This window comes from Nitrospirillum viridazoti CBAmc (assembly GCF_000730165.1).
Taxonomy (GTDB): Bacteria; Pseudomonadota; Alphaproteobacteria; order Azospirillales; family Azospirillaceae; genus Nitrospirillum; species Nitrospirillum viridazoti.
The window spans coordinates 49,927-70,994 of record NZ_CP022111.1 but is presented as its reverse complement, the minus strand read 5'-3'; the positions used below and the strand labels follow the sequence as shown (position 1 = coordinate 70,994).

The 21,068-nt window shown below is 66.1% G+C and carries 16 protein-coding genes; 7 read left to right on the top strand and 9 right to left on the bottom strand.

Annotation, left to right across the window (positions count from 1 at the left end; genetic code table 11):
* Window positions 1-31: 31 nt before the first annotated feature.
* A complete protein-coding gene (locus Y958_RS13830) occupies window positions 32-421 on the bottom strand; it encodes a hypothetical protein (protein ID WP_211098649.1) in 390 nt (129 codons plus the stop codon).
* A gap of 330 nt (window positions 422-751) precedes the next feature.
* On the opposite strand from Y958_RS13830, the gene Y958_RS13825 reads away from it, so the two are divergent.
* Window positions 752-1,231 (top strand): YchJ family protein, encoded by a 480-nt coding sequence (locus Y958_RS13825; protein WP_040843960.1) that lies wholly within the window; start codon window positions 752-754, stop codon window positions 1,229-1,231.
* Window positions 1,232-1,369: 138 nt separating this feature from the next.
* On the top strand, window positions 1,370-1,732 hold the full coding sequence (locus Y958_RS13820) for a VOC family protein (RefSeq protein WP_088872697.1): 363 nt from the start codon (window positions 1,370-1,372) through the stop codon (window positions 1,730-1,732).
* On the opposite strand, the gene Y958_RS13815 is transcribed toward Y958_RS13820, so the two are convergent.
* Window positions 1,729-2,676 carry a phytanoyl-CoA dioxygenase family protein gene (locus tag Y958_RS13815; protein ID WP_145727636.1) on the bottom strand — a complete coding sequence of 316 codons (948 nt, stop codon included), beginning with the start codon at window positions 2,674-2,676 and terminating at the stop codon, window positions 1,729-1,731. The two genes, Y958_RS13820 and Y958_RS13815, sit on opposite strands and share 4 nt — an antisense overlap.
* Before the next feature lie 37 nt (window positions 2,677-2,713).
* Entirely contained in the window at window positions 2,714-4,030 is a 1,317-nt protein-coding gene (locus Y958_RS13810) for a metal-dependent hydrolase family protein (protein ID WP_088872695.1), read from the bottom strand.
* A gap of 189 nt (window positions 4,031-4,219) precedes the next feature.
* On the opposite strand from Y958_RS13810, the gene Y958_RS13805 reads away from it, so the two are divergent.
* Together Y958_RS13805 and Y958_RS32370 are read left to right on the top strand one after the other, a co-directional pair.
* Window positions 4,220-4,750, top strand: a complete 531-nt coding sequence (locus tag Y958_RS13805; protein WP_145727637.1) for a GNAT family N-acetyltransferase — start codon at window positions 4,220-4,222, stop codon at window positions 4,748-4,750.
* 41 nt (window positions 4,751-4,791) lie between these two features.
* A complete protein-coding gene (locus tag Y958_RS32370; protein WP_088872694.1) occupies window positions 4,792-5,427 on the top strand; it encodes a hypothetical protein in 636 nt (211 codons plus the stop codon).
* A 16-nt stretch (window positions 5,428-5,443) separates the two neighbouring features.
* On the opposite strand, the gene Y958_RS13795 is transcribed toward Y958_RS32370, so the two are convergent.
* Together Y958_RS13795 and Y958_RS13790 are read right to left on the bottom strand one after the other, a co-directional pair.
* Window positions 5,444-5,974: a hypothetical protein gene (locus Y958_RS13795; RefSeq protein WP_088872693.1), complete on the bottom strand. Its 531-nt coding sequence runs from the start codon at window positions 5,972-5,974 to the stop codon at window positions 5,444-5,446.
* Window positions 5,975-6,075: 101 nt separating this feature from the next.
* A complete protein-coding gene (locus Y958_RS13790; protein ID WP_004272026.1) occupies window positions 6,076-7,518 on the bottom strand; it encodes a helix-turn-helix domain-containing protein in 1,443 nt (480 codons plus the stop codon).
* Window positions 7,519-7,882: 364 nt separating this feature from the next.
* On the opposite strand from Y958_RS13790, the gene aceA reads away from it, so the two are divergent.
* Together aceA and aceB are read left to right on the top strand one after the other, a co-directional pair.
* A complete protein-coding gene (gene aceA / locus Y958_RS13785; RefSeq protein ID WP_050898022.1) occupies window positions 7,883-9,172 on the top strand; it encodes an isocitrate lyase in 1,290 nt (429 codons plus the stop codon).
* 320 nt (window positions 9,173-9,492) lie between these two features.
* Window positions 9,493-11,139 (top strand): malate synthase A, encoded by a 1,647-nt coding sequence (gene aceB / locus Y958_RS13780; RefSeq protein ID WP_088872692.1) that lies wholly within the window; start codon window positions 9,493-9,495, stop codon window positions 11,137-11,139.
* 104 nt (window positions 11,140-11,243) lie between these two features.
* On the opposite strand, the gene Y958_RS13775 is transcribed toward aceB, so the two are convergent.
* A complete protein-coding gene (locus Y958_RS13775) occupies window positions 11,244-12,539 on the bottom strand; it encodes a hypothetical protein (RefSeq protein ID WP_088872691.1) in 1,296 nt (431 codons plus the stop codon).
* 250 nt (window positions 12,540-12,789) lie between these two features.
* Here Y958_RS13775 and Y958_RS13770 point away from each other — a divergent pair, with 250 nt between their 5' ends.
* Entirely contained in the window at window positions 12,790-13,815 is a 1,026-nt protein-coding gene (locus Y958_RS13770; RefSeq protein ID WP_211098648.1) for a hypothetical protein, read from the top strand.
* A 92-nt stretch (window positions 13,816-13,907) separates the two neighbouring features.
* Here Y958_RS13770 and Y958_RS13765 read toward each other — a convergent pair whose 3' ends face one another.
* The 3 genes from Y958_RS13765 to Y958_RS13755 form a co-directional block, all read right to left on the bottom strand.
* On the bottom strand, window positions 13,908-14,438 hold the full coding sequence (locus Y958_RS13765) for a hypothetical protein (RefSeq protein WP_088872690.1): 531 nt from the start codon (window positions 14,436-14,438) through the stop codon (window positions 13,908-13,910).
* Window positions 14,439-14,617: 179 nt separating this feature from the next.
* Window positions 14,618-17,551 (bottom strand): TonB-dependent receptor domain-containing protein, encoded by a 2,934-nt coding sequence (locus Y958_RS13760; RefSeq protein WP_244909507.1) that lies wholly within the window; start codon window positions 17,549-17,551, stop codon window positions 14,618-14,620.
* Window positions 17,552-18,125: 574 nt separating this feature from the next.
* Complete coding sequence (locus Y958_RS13755) at window positions 18,126-20,579, bottom strand: TonB-dependent receptor (protein ID WP_088872688.1); 2,454 nt, start codon at window positions 20,577-20,579, stop codon at window positions 18,126-18,128.
* Window positions 20,580-21,068 lie beyond the last annotated feature (489 nt).

Below are 21,068 nucleotides of genomic sequence, written 5' to 3'. Positions count from 1 at the left end.
TCATGCCGATGCTTCCCGCCTGGGGAGGGCTTCAGTGATGGACGAACCCGCCACCGTGTCCGCCCCAATGACCACCGCCCCAGTGGCCGCCCCCCCAATGGCCACCCCAGTGACCGCCGGACCAACCCCCATAGTGGCCATGCCAATAACCATGGCCCCAGCCGTAATATGGGTAATAGCCGCCGATGCCGACGTAGTAAGGATAGGCGCCGTAATAACCGTAGCCGTCGTAGTAAGGGTAGGCGGAATAGGCGTAGGGGCCCGAATAGGCCGGCGTGGCGTAGTAGCCGTCGGCCACGCAGCCCGACAGGGCCAGAAGCGCCGCGCCAGCCGCCAGGCCTTTCAACGCCAAGAAGGGCCAGCGGCGTTTCGGGGCCGTGGACGGCCCCGTCGTCAGCGCGGTGTTGCCAGGCAAGGACATGGTTCGTGCACTCCCTGAAGGGATCGTGCGGCGGGCGAGGATGGGGTCGGCCTTGGGATCGGCGGTGGTCGGCCCCGGCATGCGACCCGGGCACACATCCTGTTACATCAAGCAAATGAGCGCTCGGCCCCGCCGCCGCAAGGCCCCGGCGCCGCAAGGCTGGCGTGCCGCCCATGCGCGCAGGGTTCCGGCTGATGGTCGCCCATCAACGGCGACGAGAAAGCGGTGGCGGGAAAGCGGCGGTGCGGCCTGCGCACTGGTGTCCGGCGGCGGTTTGCGGTATCTGGCAGCACAGCTACCCCTTCTTTCAGCCCTTGAGACATCACGACGATGAGCCAGTGCCATTGCGGCAGCGCCCGCGCCTATGAAGATTGCTGCGGCCCCTATCACGCGGGCACCGCCCTGCCGCCCACGGCCGAGGCGCTGATGCGCTCGCGCTATTCCGCCTTCATCGTGCACAACATCGACTACCTGCAGAGCACCCTGCTGCCGGAGACGGCGGAGGACTTCAACCGCGAAGAGACCGAGCAATGGGCCCGCGACAGCAAGTGGCAGGGCCTGGAAGTGCGCTGGACCGAGGCCGGCGGCCCCGAGGACGATACCGGCAAGGTGGAGTTCGTCGCCCGCTTCAACTTCGAGGGCAAGGACTACCTGCACCACGAGACCAGCCGTTTCGAGAAGCGCGACGGCCGCTGGTACTATGTCGACGGCGCCATGGGCCCGCGCCCGCGCACGGCGGACAAGGTCGGCCGCAACGACCCCTGCCCCTGCGGCAGCGGCAAGAAGTATAAGAAGTGCCACGGGGCGTAAGCCCACCCGCCGTCCGTTTCCCCATCCACCTGGCACACGGCTTCCCTGCCCAGGTGGATGGGACCCCCACGCGCTTGCCGCCCATCCACTGTCCGTGCGAGGCTCGCCCGAGGTGAAATCAGGCGGGGAGGTGGGCCTATGCTTATCCCTGTGCTTATCGTGCGGGACATGGCGGAAGCGCTGACGTTCCTCACCCGGGTGCTGGACTTCAACCTGGTTCGGAGCTTCCCGGCAGAAGCGCCATTCTACGCCCTTCTGAACAGGGACACGGACGAATTGCACCTCAACCTCACCCCGGATGGGCGATACGGGCGCGCGTCGACCATCGTCCTGTGCGACGATGTCGACGGGCTGTTCGCATCCTTCACGGCGCGGGGCCTAGTGGCACCGACGAGAGCGAATTCACCGGTGCATGAGGGGCCACTGGATCAGCCCTGGGGCACGCGCGAGGTCTATATCGACGATCCCAGCGGCAACACCTTCATCTTCCAGCAGCGCTAGCGCCGCTTCATCACCCGCCGGTTCACGTCCGGGTCGAAATGGCTGTCGCGGGGCAGCCAGGGCTGGCGCGGCGTATGGGGGGAGGAGTGGACGTTGTACTGGGCCGTCAGGATCAGGCGGCGGCCGCCGCGGGGCAGCTGCCCCTTGTGAAAGCCGAAGGTATCGGCCAGGAAGCGGGTGCCGGCCGGCCCGGTCACCGTCGCCACCTTGTCGGCGCCGAAGACACGGTGCACCACCTCGTCCGACAAGGCCTTGCCCACTGCCAGGCGGGGGTCCCGGTGGCTGCCGCGCACGAAGACATGGGGGCCGTCCTCCTCCCCCACGTCGGTCAGGTAGAAGAACAGCTTGAAGCCCTTCAGCGAGTCCCAGTCGCGGTGATAGCGCTGGGTGCCCTTGGCCGCCGGACGGTCGCCGTAGGACCACCAGCAGCCGATGTTGTCCAGCACCGGCTTGCAGCCCAGGTACAGTTCCGCCACGTCCAGGATGGTGGGATCGTTCAGCAGCGCCAGCACATGGGGGGCGGCCAGGATGTCCTGCACCGCGTAATAGCCCATGTTGGTCTCATCGCTGGCCGGCTGATCCCAGGGGAAGGCCCCCAGGTGGGGCCGGAAGGGGTCGCTGCACCGCACACCCTGGAAATAGGCGCGGATCTCGGCCGCCACCTCGCCATCCAGGGCCGGCAGGGGCACCAGGCCCTGCCAGGCCAAGTCGCGCGCCCAGGACCGGGCCTGGTTCGTGGGCCGAGGCCAGGGCGACTTGGGCTGGAAGAAGGCGACGACGGCGGCGGCGACATCACGCGCCCGAGGCGTCCAGATCATGGGCAGCAGGTCATAAATGGCCAGCCGCCGGTCGATTTGCGCCCGTTCCAGGAAGACGCGCCAGGAGGGGATGCGGGTGCGCCAGCGCTCCACCAAACTGATGTCGCCCTCCCGAGGTCCCGTCACCGCTTGTTCCTCCATCGCCGTCTGGTTCCGCCTGCGCTCAGGGCAGCAGGACGGGGTGGCCGTCGGCCTTGTAGACCACGCCCCCCTTCATGACAAACCGCACCTGTTCCATCAACTCCAGATGGCTCAGCGGGTCGCCGGCCACGGCGATCAGGTCGGCGTAGCGGCCCGGCTGCACCGTGCCGATGCGGTCGGTGGCACCGATCAGGTCGGCGGCGTTGCGGGTGGCGAAGGCCAGGGCGTCGGCCGGGGTCACGCCCGCCTCGGCCAGCAGGGCGAACTCGCGGGCGTGGTCGCCCTCGCCGATGTCGGTGCCGTAGGCGATCTTCACCCCCGCCTTGTAGGCCAGGGGCAGGTTGCGTTTCGGTATGGCGTCGTTGGCCAGTTCCTTTTCCGCCGTGCCGGGCGGCAGCAGCTCAGGATGTTCCTGCGCCGCCTTCATGAACACGTCGTAGACGGTCAGCGTCGGCACCAGGTAGGTGCCGTGGGCCTTCATGGCTTTCACCGCGTCGGCATCCGCGAAGGAACCGTGCTCGATGGAATCGACACCGGCGTTCACCGTGTTGATGATGGCCTGGGCCGGGTAGGTGTGGGCCGCCACCTTCATGCCCAACGCGTGGGCCGTGTCGATGGCGGCCTTGATCTCCTCATTCGTCATCAGCTGGGCGCGGGGATCGTCGCCGGTGCTGGCGATGCCGCCCGACGGCATGATCTTGATGACGTCAGCGCCGCGCTTGTGATGCTCCCGCACCCGCAGGCGGGCCATATCCGGCGTGTCGACGATGCCGTTCTGCCAGTCGGGATGGTGCAGGCGGGAATCAAAGCCGTTGGATGGGTCGCCATGGCCGCCGGTAGGGCCCAGCGGTTCCAGCGACACCCACAGGCGCGGACCCGGCACCTTGCCCTCGTTGATAGCGTTGCGCAGCGACACCGTGTCGTCCCCGCCGCCCACGTCGCGCGCGCTGGTGAAGCCCTGCAGCAGCATGGCACGGGCGAAGATGGCGCCGTCCAGCACCGCGTCCACGGCGGTGTGGGTCATCATGTCCTCCACCGCGTTGGCCTGGCTGGGCAGCTTGGACGAGATGTGGACGTGGCAGTCGATCAGGCCCGGCAGCACCGTCTGGTCCTTCAGGTCGACGACCGTGGCGCCGGGATGGGCGACGTAGCCGGATTCCACCGCCGCGACCTTGCCGTCATGCACCACGATGGTGACCTGGCGGCGGGGGGTGAAGGTGACGCCGTCGATGAGCGCCCCGGCATAGACCACGGTGTCGTGCGGCGCTTCGGCCGCCCGCGCCCCCACCATCATCGCCGTGGACGCCAGCAGCGCCGCCACCGCGGCGCACGTCCCCATCAAGCCCCTCATTCCCATGCCCTTTCTGCCTGTCGCCCATCTTTGTGGGGCCGCCCGTTCCCGGCGGCGGCCCTTGGGCGCAACCGTATCCGGCCCGGCCCCGGTCCGGCAACGGCCATTGCCAAAGAGGCCATGTTCATGTGTTTTACCGGTGCCACCAAAGCGAGAACCCGAGGCCCCCCGACGCCCATGTCCGCCGCGCAGTCCCCCTTCGTGCACATCCGCGACGCCAACGCCGCCGACCTGCCGCGAATCGTGGCCATCCTGAACGAGGCCATCGTCCATACCACCGCGATATGGAGCCTGCAGCCCACCACGGTGGCGGAGCGTGCCGCCTGGCTGGCCGACCGCCAAGCCAAGGGACAGCCCGTGCTGGTGGCCACACCCGGCCCCGACGCGCCGCCGGGCGAGGTGCTGGGTTTCGCCACATATGGCGAATTCCGCGCCCGCAGCGGCTATCAGCACACGGTGGAGAATTCGCTGTACGTGGATGAGGCGGCGCGGGGCCGGGGCATCGGTACCGCCCTGCTGTCCGCCCTGCTGGCGCGGGCGACGTCCGCGGGCCTGCATGTCATGATCGCGGGGATAGAGGCCAGCAACCTGACCAGCATCCGCCTGCACCAGCGCTATGGCTTCAGCGAGACCGGGCGCCTGCCCCAAGTGGGGCGCAAATTCGATCGCTGGCTGGATTTGGTGTTCCTGCAGAAAATCCTAAACTGACCATTTTCCATTCCCATCCTGACCAGACGCGAAACACGCCCATGGAAATCCACGCCCCGGAAAGCCCCATCCAATCCCTGAAGGACTTCGCCATCCATATCGGCGTGGTCACCGTCGGCATCCTGATCGCGCTGGGCCTGGAACAGGCGGTGGAGGCCTATCACCGCCATGAGCTGGCGCGGCAGGCGGTGGAAAGCTTCCATGCCGAGCTGGCTGAGAATCGCAAGGCGGTGCAGGAGGTCATGGCCGAGATCGCCGGGCACAACAGCCGGGCGGAGGAGGACATCGCCCTGCTGACCGCCTGGCAGCAGGGCAAGGGAACCGCGGGCACCGAGCTTAAGTACCCCGGCATCCGCCTGGACCTGATGTCCAGTGCCAGCTGGGACGCCGCCATCGCCACCCAGGCCCTGGGCGAACTGCCCTATGATGAGGTGCGCCGCTACGCCGAGGCCTATGCCGGCTTCCGCCTGTTCACGGAGCAGGAGAAGGCGCAGCTGGCGGAATGGCAGGACATGCGCCTGTTCGGCACCGATCCCGCCCAGATGAGCCCCTCGCAGCGCCAGAGCCTGATCGAACGGCTGCGCCACTATCAAAACTACGTCATCGTCCTGACCATGGCCGGCAAGGGCGCCCTGGCGGCGGCAGACCGCGCGCTGGAGGCCCCCAAGAGCCACTGATCCGGCGGTGGCAAAGTCAGGGCTGCCGCTTCAGTGCCAGCTTGAACATGGTGGACCAGCCGTCCTTGGTCTGGGCCTCGCTCCACGCCTCGTACGAGTCCGGCTGGCCGTCGGGGCCGGCTTCTGGAGTCCGCTGGGGGGTCCAACGCACGCGGTAGGTCATGGCTTGGCCCTCCGCCACATATTGGGTGGCAGGAAAGACCAGGGCGCCGCCCTCGGCCGTCACCGTGCCGTGGCTGATGCCGCCCTGGTTCTCGATGTAGAGGTATTCCACCCGCTTGGCCGCCGAGTCCCAATAGTAAGTCGTCTCGCCCACATAGTCCGGCTGGCCGGGCGTGCGCACCGTGTGGGTGTCGCGTAGGGCCTTGCCTTCGTACAGCCAGGCGAAGCAGTGGGTATCGGTGCGCTGGCCGCCGGGGAATTCCCCCTTCCAGCAGTGGCCGGCCAGGAAAGCCATGGGCTTCAGGCCCGGCGCCGGATCGGCGAACGCGGCCATCGACACGCCCGCGATGGCGCCCAAGGCCATACCCACCGCCAACCTGCGCATGATGCATTCCCCCACGACGATCCGGCGACACCCTGGCGCCTACGGCGTTAGGCGGCAAGGACGCAAGGGGATGGGATGGATGCCCGCCGTTAATATGACCATCAGCCGGTGGGCGGCCCGATGTAGCTGGACAGGCCCCGAATGTTCTCGTCCACCACCAGGCGGTGGTTCAAGGGCGGGAAGGCCCGCTGCGTGCAGTCCAGGCGCGGGCACAGGCGGCAGTTGGTGCCGACCGGCGTGGCCTGCGCGCCGGCCAGGTCGATGCCGTCGGCGTAGATCAGCTGGTGCGCCTGCGTCGCCTCGCACCCCAGGCTGAGGGCGAACTGGCGCGGCACGCTTTTCCACCCGCCGGCCTTGCTGAGGGTGCGGGCGATGGCGAAATAGCTGGTGCCGTCCGGCATGCGCATCAGCTGGGTCAGGATCTGGCCCGGGTTGCGGAAGGCCTGGTGCACGGTCCAGCGCGGGCAGCCGCCGCCGAAGCGCGCCATGTGGAAGCCGGGCACGGCGCTGAACCGCTTGGAGATGTTGCCCGCCGGATCCACCCGCACCAGGAAGAAGGGGACGCCCTTGGCCCCCGGCCGCTGCAGGGTGGTCAGCCGGTGGCAGACCTGCTCGAAGCTGGCGACGAAGCGGTGCATCAGCACCTCGATGTCATAGCGGGCGGACTTGGCCGCCTCCAGGAAGCGGCCATAGGGCATCATGACGGCGGCGGCGAAGTAGCCGGCCAGGACGATGCGGGCCAGCTGGCGCGAATCCTCGCTGGCCATGGTGGCCTTTTCCACCGTGGCCGACAGCAGGTCGCGGTGGCGCATCAGGGCCACCTGCACCGCCAACTGGAAGGTGCGCCCCGCCGGCGGCAGCATTTCCGAGATCAGCACGCGGCGGGAATGGCGGTCGTAGCGGCGCACCGTCTCGCCCATCACCTCCACCGGCATCAGCTTGACCGTCAGGCCGTGGGCCTTCTGCACGAAGCGGGCGAGGGAACCGTAAAGGTCGGCCGAGTCCAGGTCCCCGTCGAACCACAGCGTTTCCGCCGCCAGCTCCAGCTCGGGAAAATGGTTGTTCTGGTCCTGGAAGAACTCCCCCACCTCATCCTGGGCGAACTGCTGGGCGCCCGCCTGGGGGTGCTGGCGGTCGCGGTCATCCACCTTTTCCGCCAGCGCCTGGATGTCCTCGCGCGCCTCAAGATAGGCGCGGTAAAGGGTGACCACCGCCTGGCCCAGGCCGGGGGCGACCGCCGCCAATTCCTTCATGTCCTGGTTCTTGATGTCGGTATGATCAAACAGCGGGTCGGCGAACACCTCGCGCAGGCCCGCCACCAGCCGCACCTCGTCATCCTCGGCGAAGGTGGCGAGGTCCACGTCGAAGGTCTGGCCGATCTTCAGCAGCAGCGCCACGGTCAGCGGCCGCTGATTCCCCTCGATCAGGTTCAGATAGGAGGGGGAGATGGCCAGCATCTCCGCCATCTGGGCCTGGGTCAGGTGCAGGTCGCGACGCAGGCGGCGCACCTTGTGGCCCAGCATCGCCTTCTTTTCCGCCGCCATCGCGCGCCACTCCCTCCCATCCGGTCCCCCGGCAGCCTGTTTTCACGGGGCCTTAGCCCCGCTGCCGCTTGGTTCCCACCCCTTCCGCACTGCGCCGGAAGGGGAAGTGAATTTACAAACTTTACAAGTTTTCACTTACCGACATTACAAGAGATTACATCGTTACCACTTTTCAATCAAAGACTTATTGATCCGGTTTACCAAATCGCCAAGTCTAATGCAGTGCAGTGAACGCGCCGGACGCAGTGCGAAACAGGCGAACGCCGGCGGTCACGGGAACATCATCAGGTCGGCCGGAACCATCATGGTTCCAACCCCGCTCAAAAGGCCGTCCGACGTCTTGAATGAAAGGAATTAGGCGATCATGGCTCCGCTGGATCAAGGCCCCACCCCCACCGACCTGAAGGCGCTGCATGCCCGCCGCTTCGACGGTGTGAAGCGCGACTACACCATGGAGGACGTGAAGCGCCTGTCCGGCACGGTGAAGATCGAATACACCCTGGCCGAGCTGGGCGCCCGCCGCCTGTGGGAACTGCTGCATACCCGCCCCTACGTCCACAGCCTGGGCGCCTTCACCGGCAATCAGGCGGTGCAGATGGCCAAGGCCGGCCTGGAGGCGATCTACCTGTCCGGCTGGCAGGTCGCGGCCGATGCCAACCTGGCGGGCCAGATGTACCCGGACCAGAGCCTGTACCCGGCCAACTCGGTCCCCAGCGTCGTGAAGCGCATCAACAACGCCCTGCTGCGCGCCGACCAGATTTCCCATTCCGAGGGCAAGGACGACATCAACTGGATGGTGCCCATCGTCGCCGACGCCGAGGCCGGCTTCGGCGGTCCGCTGAACGCCCATGAGCTGATGAAGTCCATGATCGAGGCCGGTGCCGCCGCCGTCCATTTCGAGGACCAGCTGGCGTCGGAAAAGAAGTGCGGCCATCTGGGCGGCAAGGTGCTGATCCCCATCCAGCAGTTCATCCGCATCCTGAACGCCGCCCGCCTGGGCGCCGACGTCTCCGGCACCAGCACCCTGGTGGTGGCCCGCACGGACGCGGAAAGCGCGCAGCTGATCACGTCCGACGTGGATGAGCGCGACCATCCCTTCATTGACCGCAACGACCGCACGCCGGAAGGCTTCTTCCGCATCCGCAAGGGCATGGGCGTCGATTACTGCATCGCCCGCGGCCTGGCCTACGCCCCCTATGCCGACCTGCTGTGGTGGGAAACGTCCAAGCCCAACCTGGACGACGCCCGCCGCTTCGCCGAGGCCGTGCACAAGCAGTTCCCGGGCAAGCTGCTGGCCTACAACTGCTCGCCCAGCTTCAACTGGCGCGCCAACCTGGACGAGGCGACCATCGCCCGCTTCCAGCAGGAGCTGGGCGCCATGGGCTACAAGTTCCAGTTCATCACCCTGGCGGGCTTCCACTCGCTGAACTACGCCACCTTCGAGCTGGCGCGCGGCTACAAGGAGCGCGGCATGGCCGCCTTCTCCGAGCTGCAGCAGAAGGAATTCGCCGCTGTCGAGCAGGGCTTCACCGCGGTGAAGCACCAGCGCGAGGTGGGCACCGGCTACTTCGACGCCGTGTCCATGGCCATCACCGGCGGCACCAGCAGCACCACCGCCATGAAGGACTCGACCGAGACCGACCAGTTCCACTGATCGTCTTCGTCCCCGGAACGGGGTGACTCCAGGGAAGGCCGACGCACCGTTCGCCTGGAAGCACCCTTCGGGCGGCGGCGGGAATAAACGACGCTGGAGCGTCCCGCCGCCGCCCGGTTTCCCCTCCGGATTTCACCAAATTCCAACGCGTCCACGAGATCGGCAGGGATGGCCCATTCCATCCCCTGCCCTGGCAAGGGTGCGGCGACGGGGTTTAAACGACGCTGGAGCGTCCCGCCGCCGCACCCCTGCCCCCTACACCGCCTCCGAGGGCCTGAGCCTATCCGCGACGGGCCCCCTGATCTGAAGGGAGAGGTATCATGCCTGACGCTCTGCTCGCCCCCTCGGCCCCCCGCCTGTCCCCGGACGCCCCGGTAGGCCGTATCGAGATCCGCGCCGCGTCCAAGCCCGGCTATGATGTCCTCCTGACCCCCGCCGCCCTGGCCTTCGTGGCCGACCTGGAACGCCGCTTCGGTTGGCGCCGGCGCTATCTGCTGGAAAAGCGGGTGGAGCGCCAAGCCCGTCTGGACGCCGGCGAGAAGCCGGCCTTCAACCCCGCCTGCGGCTATGCCCGGCACGAGGAATGGACGGTCGAGCCGCAGCCGGCCGACCTGCGCGACCGCCGGGTGGAGATCACCGGCCCCGTCGAGCGCAAGATGATCATCAACGCGCTGAATTCAGGCGCGCAGGTGTTCATGGCCGATTTCGAGGACAGCAACGCCCCGACCTGGTCCAACGTCATGGACGGCCAAGTCAACCTGCGCGACGCCATCCGCCGCACCATCACCCATACCGACGCGGTGTCGGGCAAGAGCTATGCCCTGAACGACAAGGTCGCCGTGCTGATGGTCCGCCCCCGCGGCTGGCACCTGGAGGAAAAGCACGTGCTGATCGACGGCCGGCCCGTGTCGGCCGCCCTGTTCGACTTCGGCCTCTATTTCTTCCACAACGCCCGCGAACTGCTGGCCCGGGGCAGCGGCCCCTATTTCTACCTGCCCAAGATCGAGGGCCGGGCCGAGGCGCGGCTGTGGAACGATGTCTTTCTGCATGCCCAGGAATGCCTGGACCTGCCCCCCGGCACCATCAAGGCCACGGTGCTGATCGAAAGCATCCTGGCGGCCTTCGAGATGGACGAGATCCTGTATGAGCTGCGCTGCCATTCCGCCGGCCTGAACTGCGGCCGCTGGGACTACATCTTCAGCTTCATCAAGAAGTTCCGGAACGACCCCGACGCCCTGCTGCCCGACCGCGCGGCCGTCACCATGGACAAGGCCTTTCTGAACGCCTACTCCCGCCTTGCAGTGAAGACTTGCCACCGCCGCGGCGCCCCGGCCATCGGCGGCATGGCGGCCTACATCCCGGTGAAAGATGACCCGGTCGCCAACGACCGCGCCTTCGCCCAAGTGCGAGCGGACAAGGAGCGGGAGGCCCGCAATGGCCATGACGGCACCTGGGTGGCCCACCCGGCGCTGGTGCCGGTGGCGCGCGAGGTGTTCGACGACCTGATGCGCACCCCCAACCAAATCCACGCCACCTGCCACGACGTGCGAGTGACGGCGGAGGATCTGCTGGCCGTCCCCCAAGGCCCCCGCACCGAGGCGGGTCTGCGCCAGAACGTGGCGGTGGGCATCGGCTATATCGAGGCCTGGTTGCGCGGCCAGGGTTGCGTGCCCCTGTTCAACCTGATGGAGGACGCCGCAACGGCGGAGATCAGCCGCGCCCAGGTCTGGCAGTGGCTGCGCCACGGCGCCCAACTGGACGACGGCCGCACCGTCGACCATGCCCTGGTGGAGCGGGTCATCAAGGAGGAACTGGCCGCCTGGATCGGCCGCGTGGGGGAGGTGGCCCTGGCCCACAGCCGCCATGAGGAGGCGGCCCGCCTGTTCTCCGACCTGGTGTTTCAGCACCGCTTCGCCGAATTCCTGACCCTGCCAGCCTATGACCGGCTGATGGAGGCTGGTTCCTGAGTTCCCGGGGAGAGGGAGGAACGCCCAAGCAAAAGGGCGAAGACCGCAGGGAATGGCCGGCGCCCGGATGGACGCCGGCCTTCCTTATTGAAGCGCCTTCAATCCTAAGATGCCGACTTCACCGGCTGGGGCGGGTTCTGCAGAATCAACTGGCCATAGGCCGTGGTGTGCTGGAACAGCACCTGCTCGGTCCAGGATACCTGCGTCTTGTCCGTGGGCGGGGGCGATACCGCCGCGGCCTGGGCCGGGGTCAAGTACTCGATCACCTCGCCGCCACCCTCGGACACCTTGTAGCTGGAGACGAATTCGTCGAAGGCGGCGGACTGCCCCTCGGGATTCAGCGCCTGGTTGTTGATGGGGGTGTAGGGGCCGGCCACGGCCTCACCCTTCTTGGCATAGGCGCGGGCGTGCGAGATGAGGTGGGTGATGAGGTCGGTGGTCAGCGGGCCATAATAGGTGCCGTAATAGCCGGGAATGGCGTCCAGCATGGCGGACCCCCAGGCGTGGGGCACCACATCCACGTTGTTGTACATGTCGTGGTTCCAGATCTGCCAGGGCTGGCTGCCCGTCTGGTCGCTACCCGCCCAGGCGGTGCCGTTGACCAGCGCCGCGAAGGGGGCGTTGCCCGGGGTGGCGCCGGCGGTGGCGTAGATCATGGCGTCGCCGGCCGTCCACGAACTGCCCTGCAACAGGCCGGCGGTGGGGTCGAAGCAGGCCATGGCCAGCGTCGGCGACAGGGCGCCCGCCAGCGAATGGCCGGTGAAAGTCAGCGTGGTGCCGGACGGCGGGGTCAACCCCTTGAGGAAGGTCACCAAGGTCTGCTGGGTGATCTGGGTGTCGACGATGCCGAGCAGGTTTGTGATGCCGGTGTAGGTCGCCATGGAGATGCAGGGGATCTGGTCACTGGGCTGGGTGTCGTTGGTGCCGCCGTTCCACATCTGCAAAGCCCCCTCCCACGCCACCACGGTGGCCACGGCGAAATCCTCCTTCAGCCAGTCGTAGAAGGATTTGAAGTTGGTGGCGGCGATGGCCACGACGTAGCGGGCCAGCGTGGGGCTATAGACCACGAACAGGGCGTTGGCGGCGTTGAAGCGGGCGGTGGGCGGCGACGCCTCCCAACGGACGCTTAATGCGACCGGATCGATGCAGAGGACCTGGGGGCCCCACACCACGGTCCAGTCGTCGGCGCCCAGCTGCGATCCGGCGGCCTTGATCGCCTTGTCGACGCCGGCCGTCAGGATGGCCGTCAGCTGTGCCGCCGCCGCCGTGGCACCCGCCTGCAGGGCGGCGCTTTTCGGCAGGGACTTGTCCAAGTCCACCGTCACGTCCTGCCCACTGGCGTCATTGGCGATGTTGTTGAAGAAGAAGGTGGTCTGCCACGCATCATAGGTCGTTGCCATCCCGTTTACTCCCGCTGATTGCAGGACGCCCTGGGGAGCGTCCAAATTGAAGGCGACACCACAATTAATACGTATGTATTTTCCGTTCAACACGCGCATGAGATGCATATCGCCGGGATAGCGCGCCTGCGACAAAGACGACAGTACCGGCCCCGTCCATACCCGCCACCGGGGGCGACTGATATCATGGCTGCGCTCTGGGCAATGGGTGTGGTCGGCGGACGTGCGTGTGCAACGGCGGGTGTTGGAAATGACGGTGACATGGCGGGCAGCCGCCCTGGCGGCAGGCCTGTCGGGTGCCGCCTTGATGGCCGCCGCCGGCGCCCACGCCCAATCGCCGGCCTCGCCGGAGGTCGCCCATGCCATTCCGATGGATGCCCTGCAGATCCAGGCGTACCAGAAGGCCGATCCCCATCATGGCCTGGCCCGCCGCCGCGCGGCCGTTGCGGCGGCGGCCAGCACCGACGCCGCGTGCCGGGAAATGGGCGATTTTTACTGGGAGATCGGCGACGGCAGCGGGACCCTGGCCAGCGGCAGCCGGGGCAACCGCTACAGCGCCAACAAGCCTTTGCAGGTGGCCAGCGCCAGCAAGCTGGTCTTCGCCGCCTATGTGGTGGAGCGGGTGGGCGGCCAGTTGACGCCGGATCAGCTGGACGCGCTGGAGATGCGGTCCGGCTATGACAACTTCAACCCGCTGGCCTGTTTCGCCGCCCACACCGTAGCCGCCTGCCTGGACCGGCGCGGCAACGGCTTGCTGAATGCCGAGCACCAGGGCCGGTTCAGCTATAACGGCGGCCACGACCAGCATCTGGCCACCACCCTGGGCCTGGGCGATTTGGATCGCTACGGGTTGGCGGCGGAGGTGCGGCGGGTATTGGGCCCGGACCTGCACCTGGACTATGCCGCCCCCCGTGTGTCCGGCGGGCTGAAGGCCAGCCCGGCCGCCTATGGCGCCTTCCTGCGCAAGGTGGTGTCCGGCCATCTGCGCATCCACGACCTGCTTGGCAGCCACCCCGTCTGTACCCAGGGGCCGGACTGCGCGGCCGTGCAGGCGCCGGATTTGCCCCAGCCCTGGCATTACAGCCTGAACCATTGGGTGGAGGATGGCCCCGGCGGCGACGGCGCCTTCAGCAGCCCGGGCATGATGGGCTTCTATCCCTGGATCAGCGCCGACCGCCGCACCTATGGCCTGATCGCGCGCGAGGTCATGGCGCCGAAGGCCTATCTGGCCAGCATGGCCTGCGGCCAGGCCCTGCGCCGCGCCTGGAATCAATAGTCGGGCTTCGTGTCAGCCGGGTTTCCTGCGAAAAGGGCGGCCGGGTGGGCCGCCCTTCAGAAATGACCGGTTGTGGCGGTGCTGATGGACGGTCAACTGACGCGGGTGGCCTTCGCCGGCCGGCTGCGGCCCACCACCATGGAGTAGCTGCCGAACAGGCCGTGCATGACGCGCACCTCGTCGCCCGGCTTGGGATCGAAGGTCAGTGCCTCCTTGCTGACCCAGGTTTGTCCGTTGGCCAGGGTCACCGCGAACAGGCGATAGGGCAGGGCCACCGCCGAGGCGACGGTGGAGTGCATCTCCTCATCCTGCTCGGCGTCGTCTTTGGCCTGCTGCTCTTCCGTCCGCGGCAGTTTTTCCTTGCCGAACCGGGCCGTGGGGTCCTCCGGCACGGCGGGGGTGGCCGGTGCGGCGTTGGCAGTGGCGGCGGGGGGGGCGGCCGGGGCGTTGGCCGCGGCGGCGGCCAGGGCATCATAGCAGGCCAGGCGGCGGGTGGCGTCACCAATGGCCCGGCAGGAGGCCAGGCTCTCGGCGGCGCGGGCCGGCTGAGGGGCGGCGGGTGCCACGGCCAAGGCCAGCAGTAGGGTGGCGGCCGTCAACGACGGCATCTTCTTGAACGACATGGTCCGGAATTCCTAAGGCGTGATGCGTGGTGGCAGTGTGCCACGGCTTTACATCGGGCGGAATAGCGACGGCTGTCGCCCAGGGCCAAGCAATCATCGCCAAGACATTGAATGGCAAAAGAAAACGGCGGGCCCCGGGGGACCCGCCGTCTCTGGACTGTAGGCTATGCCTGGTTCGATTAGAACTTGGCGGAAGCCTGGAAGAAGAAGTAACGGCCCAGGCTGTCGTACACCTGAGAATAGGTGTTGCCGTTGATGAACGAGGAATTGCCGTTCACCTGGGTCGTGACCAGCGGCGGATCCTTGTCGAAGACGTTGTTCACGCCGCCGCTCAGGGTCAGCCAATCGCTGACCTGGTACGAGGCCGCGAAGTCGAAGTAGTCGTAGCTGTCGATCTGGTTCAGACCGGGGATGCCAGTGCCGTGCAGCGTGGCGTTGCTGCTCTGCACTTCCCATTGGGTGCCGCTGATGTGGCGCCAAGCCACGGACAGCGTGGCGTCCCACGGCGTTTCCCAGGTCGCACGGACCTTGTGACGCCACGTCGGCAGCGGCGTGGAGCAGGTGGCGCCGTAATAGCCGGCGCAATCGTAACCATCTTCGCCGGGCAGGGCCACGACGACGAAGTCCAGCATGTAGGTGCCGGTGAAGTTGAAGTTCAGGGCGCCCAGCTTGTCCAGACCGATATCAGCCAGATCCAGACGGTAGTTGGCGTTGAAGTCGAGGCCCGACGTCTCTTCGCTACCGGTGTTCTGGTTGGTGTTGGTCACGTAGCCGGAGGTGCCCAGCCACAGGGAACCGGTGGCCGACCGCTTCACCAGCGGGCAGTAGTAGCTGGTGTTGATGCCGTTCACGCAGTTGTTCAGGATCAGGTCGGCGCCGATACCACCGATCAGGCCGTCGATCTTGATGTTGTAGTAGTCAGCCGAGAAGGTCAGGTCCGGCAGGAAGGTCGGGGTGATCACGGCACCCACGGTCAGCGTGTCGGCCGACTCAGGCTGCAGGTTCGGGTTGCCGCCTTCCAGGTCGTTGTACTGACCGGCGCCGTTGGCGACGATGTGACCATACTGCGCAGCGGTCACACCGCTGTTGGCGCACTGGGCGGCCGTGGCGGTCGGGGCCGCACCGGCGCAGGGGTCGTTCGACAGGCCCAGGGCCACGCCCGACGGGGTGAACAGCTCGACCACGTTCGGCGCGCGGACGGCGTGGTTGAAGCCGGCGCGGAAGCGGATGTCCGAGGTCGGAGCCCACTCACCACCCACCTTGTAGGTGTCGGTGGCGCCGGAGGTGCTGTAGTCGGAATAGCGGTAACCGCCTTCCAGGTTCAGGTCCTTAATGAAGGGCTTGTCCTGGACCAGCGGGATCTTGACTTCCATGAAGGCTTCACGGACGTCGTAGGCACCGGCCACACCGTGGGTCGGGCCGCCCTGGCCCGCCAGGTCGCCGCTGTCGAATTCCTGGTCGACCTTCAGGGTCAGCTCTTCACGACGGTATTCGGTACCGAACGCGATGCCGACACCATGGCTGGCCAGCGGGCTCTGGATGCCATAACGGCCCAGGTCACCGCTGATGGAGGCGTCGACGACGTCCTGGACGGTCGAACCTTCCTTGAAGCCCGGGGTCTGCAGGTAGCTCAGCGCGGCCGGATCGATGGCCGTGCTGCTGTTGAACACGTTGTAGGGCACGCAGCCGGCGGCCACGGCGGCGGAATTGGCGCAGACCAGCTTGCCGTTGGCGTCGGTCGTGGCGTTGAACGCCTCGGCCGTACGGGCCAGCGAGAAGTCGTTCTTGTAGGTTTCCGACAGGATGACGGTGCTGCGCTGGGCGTAGACGTCATAGCTCCAGCCGTCCCACAGATCGCCCTTCAGGCCGACCAGTTCGCGGTATGAGGTGTGGCGCAGGTCGTCGATACGGCCGCCGCCTTCGACGTTACGGCGCAGGACGCTCACATCGGCCTTGTCAGAGGCGGTCAGGCCGTTGTTGGTGCAGAGCGTGGTGACTTCGCTGGCGGACAGCAGCGGGCTGTCGCAGCCGATGAGGAATTCCTGACCGAACACGCCCGAGGGGGCGATCTGAGCGACCGTGTGGTCGTCGTGGAACATGAACTCGGTGTAGACCTGGACGTGCGGGTTGAATTCGTAGTGACCGAAGAAGCCCGCGGAATAACGCTGGTCAGGACGCTGATAGTAGTTGTACGGCGCGTAGTTGAACGCCGACGCAGCGGTGTAGTCATTCAGCGACGTGCCGTTGACGACGTAGTCGCCGCCACCGATGTTGTCGACGATCTGGGCCGGGGCCGTGGTGCCCGAGCCGCCGCAGGAGTAGGCGCCGGTCTTGGAGACGCTGATGGCGCAGGCGCTGTAGTCGCGCTTGTCCTGCGTCACGGCCATCGTCTTGCGATAGTCGGCGTAGACGGTGATGTTGCCCTTGCCGTCGGGGGTGTTCACACCCAGCACGCCGGAGTAGGTGCGGGTGAAGCCGTCGGTGACGTCGTCTTCCGGCAGGCCGAAGTTGCGCGCCTTGACGGCGTTCTGGATCTTCGTGCTGTCGTTGTTGTGCTGGTAGAAGCTGTAGCTGATGTCAGCCTTGGCGCCTTCGAAATTGTCGTCCATCACGAAGTTGACGACGCCGGCGACGGCGTCGGCGCCGTACACGGCCGAGGCGCCACCGGTCAGCACGTCGATGCGCTTCACCAGGGCGTCAGGAATTTCGTTCAAGTCGGCGGCCGGGTTCAGCGGCGAACCGGCAGGCATGCGGTGGCCGTTGACCAGCACCAGGGTACGGGACGGGCCCAGGTCGCGCAGGTCGACCGTGGCGGTACCGGTGGAGCCGTTGGAAATCGCACTGCCCTGGCCGGCGAAGGCCTGGGGCAGGTTGTTGATCACGTCTTCGATGCGGGTGGCGCCCTGCAGCTTGATTTCCTCGCTGCCGACGCTGGTGATCGGGCTGATGCCGGCGGACGAATCCGTCTTAATACGCGAACCCGTGATGACGATTTCCTGCAGATCGTCGGCCGCCGCCGCGGCGTAGGCCGTCGTCGACATCGTGAGGGCGCACACGCCAAGGGCGGCGCCCGTCAGCAGCGACTGACGGATCCTGCTCTCAAATCCCTTCATGTAGTCCATCTCCATTTCGGATTGGTTGTTCCCCGTTCGGCGCCGCCTGGGCGTGTTTCCCGGCCTCCGGCGGCAGCTCCCCAGTCCGCTTCTGCCCAGCGTTCTGTTTGGCTTGGGGGAAGTTTTCCGATCACGTTAGCAATGCGTCAACGACCCAAGGGGTGGGGCGGCCGATTCCGTGCATGTCTGTAGCTTTTTGGTTACACTTAAGCGATAAACTTGCGCCAAAAATGTTGAAATTGGACAAAAATAACCCCACGACAGAATGAGCTGTCCGACACACATCTGTTGCAAATTAAAAACCAAACCGTAATAGCGACAAATCGCATCATTTCGCGGGCGCGACGGGGGATGCGCCGGCGCGGCTGCCGAATCAGTAGGCGCCGCCGACGATTGCCCAAAGAGTGGGCGCCGTCCGCTCGGATGGCGGGAATATCATGGCAAAGCCACAATCCTCGCGGGTAGGTCACCCGCACGGGGACGGCACGCGCAAAGAAAAAGGGACGACCCGAAGGCCGCCCCTTTCGCTGTACGGAGCCGACGTCGCCGAGACGCCGGCCTTTCCATTTTCCGCTCAGAACTTCGCGGCGATGGTGCCCATGAAGGTACGCGGGGCGCCGGTCAGATACTTGGCGAGGCTGCCGCCAGTGCCGTACGAGGTGTTATTCGTCGTCGGCATGGTGTTCAGATAGCGGCGATCGAAGAGATTTTCGACGTTGAACTGCAGATAAGACTCATGCATGCCGAAGAAGTCCGGCAGGTCCAGGCGGACGTTGGCGTTGGCGAGGAAGAACGGCGTCGTCTTCTCGTCGTTGGTGTCGGAGGCCGCGCGCTCGCCGGTGTACTTGCCTTCCACGCCGATGGTCAGGCTCTGGATGGGCTTATATTCGACGCGGCTGGCGACCATCCATTCCGGCGTGTCCACCAGCATCTTGCCGGCGGTGTGGAAAGTGATGCCGCCATTGACGACGTCGTTCAGCACTTCGGAATGGGTGTAGCTGGCGGAACCGTAGAACGTCAGGTTCTCCAGGATGTTGAAGCCGGCTTCGGCCGACACGCCGTACAGCTCGACCTGGCCCAGGCTGCGGTCGATGAAGGTGCTGCCGCTGGGGTCGCTGGGGTCCTGCGACGACACGATGCGGTTGTCATACTTCGTGTACCAGGCCGACAGCGAGGAGATCAGGTCCTGCGTCTGGTAGCGGTAGCCCAGTTCCAGGTTGTAGGTCTTTTCCGGCTCGACCGCCTTGGGATCGCGGATCACGTTGTACAGGTTGTCCGTACGCGGCGCGGAGAAGCCTTCCGAGAACTGGAAGTAGACCTGATGTTCCTGGGTCAGCTGGTACGTCATGCCCAGGCTGGGCAGGGCGTCGCTGAAGTCCTTCGTGCCCGTGAACGGCGTCTTATAGACGGTGCCGGTCGTGGGCAGCGTGCCGCTGGTGCAATACTGGTTGGACGACAGCGAGACGCCGCTCGGCGCTGTGGAATAGGTGTAGCAGTACTGGTTCAGTTCACGATGGAAGAAGGGCAGGCGCAGGGCCGGAACGACCGTCAAGCGCTGATCGAATGCCTTGTAGACATATTCCATCGACGCCTGGTTCAGCTCGGCGATGGAGTAGCGGTTGCGGCGTTCCAGCTGGGCGCCGTCGTTGGCGAAGATGCCGCCCGGGAACGCGGTGGCATACTTGCCGCCGAACACGTCCAGCGGAGTGCCATCGGACCCCAGCAGCGTGGGCTCGTTGGTCTGGCGATGACGGCCGTAGTCGATGGTGTAGCCGACACGCAGGCGGTTGTCCTCGTTGATGTCCCAGATGACGGACGAGGTGACGCCGGTGCGGAAGGTGTTGGTGTTGTTGGGCGAATACAGCATGACGGTGTCCAGGAAGTCGCCGTCGCCGTTCAGATCCACGCCCTTGCCGCCCTTGGTGGCGCCGATCAGGCGGGGGTCGTTCTCCTTCACACTGACCTGGCCGCCGCCGTTGGCCAGCGTATATTGGAAGTAGGGATCGACGGTCAGCATGACGTCGTCGTCGAGATGGAAGCGCGACTGCCCGCGCACGTTCCCGGTGTTGGACGGGTTCTGGTACAGCTTGTAGTAGTTGCTGTCACCCGACGGCACCGTGTCCGCCTTGCCCGGGGTCGCCGGCTGCGGGATCCAGGTCGTGCCTTCGTCGTAGAAGTAGTTGCTGGCGTAGTTGTTGCGGGTGCCGGTGTTGTAGCTGAAGTTGCGGTTTTCGTTGTAGTGCGCGGCCACGCTGATGAAGTCACCGCCGCCCAGATCTTCGTAGATGCGGCCGTTCACCTGCTTCTTTTGCAGGTCGCCCGGGCCCTTGAACTTGTCGTAGTCCTGGTACGAGGCGGCGACGAAGGCCGAGGTGCGGTTGCCGGGGCCGAAGTCGCCGGTGTCGATGGCGCTGAAGACGCGCTTGAAGTTGTTGCTGCCGAACGACAGCTTGGTTTCCATGCCCAGTTCATCGCGCGGCTTGCGCGTCTGGACATTGATGGTGCCGCCGGTGGCCGACGCGGTGGGGCTGTCGACGTCCGTGGTGCCGATGTTGACGGTGGCCTGGTTGACCAGTTCGGCGTCAATCACCTGGTTGGAATAGATGGCGTAGTTGCCGGTGTCGTTCAGCGGGATGCCGTCGAAGGTGAACGACACACGGTTGCCGTCGAAGCCGCGGATGCGGATGTTGCCGCCGGACGAACCATAGGCGTCGCTGTTGGTGAAGTTCACGCCAGGCAGCATGTTGATGGCTTGCAGGACGGACTGGCCGGCAGTTTCGGTGGACAGGTATTTCTGGTCGACGGTGGAACGAGCCTTAGGCGCCGTCTCGGCCTGGATCAGGCCGCCGATCTGCGGCTGCTGGCGCGCGCCGGTGATGATGATCTCATCCATCTGCGAGGCCGTGGACTGCGCCAGCGCCGGAGCGACCCAGGCGGTCGCGGTCGCCAGGGCGACCATGCCCGTGCCGAGCTTCAGGAAAGTGGCGTAGCGGCGCCCCGGCGCCTGCGCGCGATTAAGCTTCTTCATCGATTGCCCCCAGAATTTGGATCGTTCGTCGTTCGGTCAGCCACACACCCGTCCGCACCCGTTCGTTCAGCCAGGTGAGGCCGTGTCGGGCGCTTTATTCCCTTCTTCGTATTACAACACCATTACAGAGGCGCGGCCTTCTTGCCCAACCCCCACCAAAACGCGCCGATTTGCCCCCGACTGTGGCCGTCAAAGCACATGTCGTGCGGGCAGCGCGACAAAGTGCAGCGCAGCTTTTTTGCACATCAATGGGGAAAAATCTAATATATATCAAATAGATATACATTGACGCACATGCGTGCGCCATCTGTGTCGGGGTAAGTGTTGCAGAATGATGAAATCTTGACCTGTTGATCAGGAATTCGGGCGAATCAGCGCCGTGGGCGGCGGCGCGGCCAGCGGTCCGGCCGACAGGCCCGGCATGTCCGGAACGGCATGGTGGAATGACGGGTCCTTCCTACCACCCAATCGCCAGCCCTGCGGGGGGCA

Bases quoted from the DNA above. Each gene is read 5' to 3' on its own strand.
- Y958_RS13830 (WP_211098649.1), bottom strand. From the start codon at position 421: ATGTCCTTGCCTGGCAACACCGCGCTGACGACGGGGCCGTCCACGGCC.
- Y958_RS13825 (WP_040843960.1), top strand. From the start codon at position 752: ATGAGCCAGTGCCATTGCGGCAGCGCCCGCGCCTATGAAGATTGCTGC.
- Y958_RS13820 (WP_088872697.1), top strand. From the start codon at position 1,370: ATGCTTATCCCTGTGCTTATCGTGCGGGACATGGCGGAAGCGCTGACG.
- Y958_RS13810 (WP_088872695.1), bottom strand. From the start codon at position 4,030: ATGGGGACGTGCGCCGCGGTGGCGGCGCTGCTGGCGTCCACGGCGATG.
- Y958_RS13805 (WP_145727637.1), top strand. From the start codon at position 4,220: ATGTCCGCCGCGCAGTCCCCCTTCGTGCACATCCGCGACGCCAACGCC.
- Y958_RS32370 (WP_088872694.1), top strand. From the start codon at position 4,792: ATGGAAATCCACGCCCCGGAAAGCCCCATCCAATCCCTGAAGGACTTC.
- Y958_RS13795 (WP_088872693.1), bottom strand. From the start codon at position 5,974: ATGCGCAGGTTGGCGGTGGGTATGGCCTTGGGCGCCATCGCGGGCGTG.
- Y958_RS13790 (WP_004272026.1), bottom strand. From the start codon at position 7,518: ATGGCGGCGGAAAAGAAGGCGATGCTGGGCCACAAGGTGCGCCGCCTG.
- aceA (WP_050898022.1), top strand. From the start codon at position 7,883: ATGGCTCCGCTGGATCAAGGCCCCACCCCCACCGACCTGAAGGCGCTG.
- aceB (WP_088872692.1), top strand. From the start codon at position 9,493: ATGCCTGACGCTCTGCTCGCCCCCTCGGCCCCCCGCCTGTCCCCGGAC.
- Y958_RS13775 (WP_088872691.1), bottom strand. From the start codon at position 12,539: ATGGCAACGACCTATGATGCGTGGCAGACCACCTTCTTCTTCAACAAC.
- Y958_RS13770 (WP_211098648.1), top strand. From the start codon at position 12,790: ATGACGGTGACATGGCGGGCAGCCGCCCTGGCGGCAGGCCTGTCGGGT.
- Y958_RS13765 (WP_088872690.1), bottom strand. From the start codon at position 14,438: ATGTCGTTCAAGAAGATGCCGTCGTTGACGGCCGCCACCCTACTGCTG.
- Y958_RS13760 (WP_244909507.1), bottom strand. From the start codon at position 17,551: ATGAAGGGATTTGAGAGCAGGATCCGTCAGTCGCTGCTGACGGGCGCC.
- Y958_RS13755 (WP_088872688.1), bottom strand. From the start codon at position 20,579: ATGAAGAAGCTTAATCGCGCGCAGGCGCCGGGGCGCCGCTACGCCACT.